Source organism: Bradyrhizobium sp. Unk1 (genome assembly GCF_059512345.1).
The window spans coordinates 1-1,161 of sequence record NZ_JCAMOP010000181.1 but is presented as its reverse complement, the minus strand read 5'-3'; the positions used below and the strand labels follow the sequence as shown (position 1 = coordinate 1,161).

General features: G+C 61.9%; 1 protein-coding gene. It reads right to left on the bottom strand.

Going from position 1 to position 1,161, the window contains the following annotated elements:
- Window positions 1-326: 326 nt before the first annotated feature.
- A partial coding sequence (locus AC5ZFO_RS47985) for an IS110 family RNA-guided transposase (protein ID WP_496124264.1) occupies window positions 327-1,161 on the bottom strand: 835 nt, incomplete at its 5' end.

Sequence of the window (1,161 nt, the reverse complement as noted above, 5' to 3'; positions counted from 1 at the left end):
ACCTGCATGATATCCTCCTTCACTGCAGTTGACGCTCAAGATTCCACCGCGGCGAGGGCGGGGTCCATACCATTGGCTCCGGGTTGGCAAGGAGAATCTTCACTTGCGGCGTTGGTCGGAGCAGCCATGTGTTCGGCCTTTTTGCGCGGTACTCATGACCGCTGGCCATAATGCCCTCCGCGGATCAGGTCCCGATCAAAAGCACGCATTCGAAGATGCCATGGCCCATATGGGTTGTCCTGATCGCCGGATCGACCGGCGCTGCATTAGTGCTGTTCGCCCTTCCAACCGTTACGTCACACCCGAATGTCCGGTTGTGATCTCGTTCACGCCGTGAGAGCGGCGGGTTCCCTGTAGCGTTCGTTCCTGGCCATCATCGCCCATGCCATCCTGGCGAGCTTGTTGGCGAGCGCGATCGCGGCGACCTTGGTGGGACGCCGCGCCAACAACGCTGTGAGCCAGGGCCGATGCCGCGCGCCATGGATGGCATAGCGGATCACGGCGAGTGCACCTGCCGTGAACAGGCTGCGTAAGTAGCGATCGCCTTGCTTACTGATACTGCCAAGCCTGTCCTTGCCCCCACTGGAGTTCTGCTTCGGCACGAGCCCGACCCAGGCCGAGAAGTCCCGCCCCGATCGGAAGGCATTGGCATCGGCAACGCTCGCGACTAGCGCCGTTGCCAGCGCTGGACCGACGCCAGGGATCGCATCCAGTCGCTTGCTCGTCGCGTTTGATCGATGCCAGGCGATAATGCGCCTGTCGAACTCCAGGATCTGAGCCTTCAGTGCCCGCAACTGACTGCCGAGAGCCGCAAGACACGCACGGGCCACCTCCGGGAGGCGGCGTTCAGCTGGATCGGCGACGACTTCCAACAGCTGTTCGACACCCCTGCGCCCAACGGGGGCGACGATCCCGAACTCGGCCAGATAAGCGCGGATTGAGTTGATGACGGCAGTCTGCTGGCGAATGAAGAGATGGCGCACGCGATGAAGCATCAGACAGCTCTGTTGCTCGATCGTTTTGATCGGCACGAACCGCATGTTGGGTCTCGTGACCGCCTCGCAAATTGCCTCCGCGTCGGTGCTGTCGTTCTTCTGCCGCTTGAGTAGAGTCGAGGAGAGGCGCGGTGATGCGCTTGTCGCGCGTTCCGTTTCCTCTCCC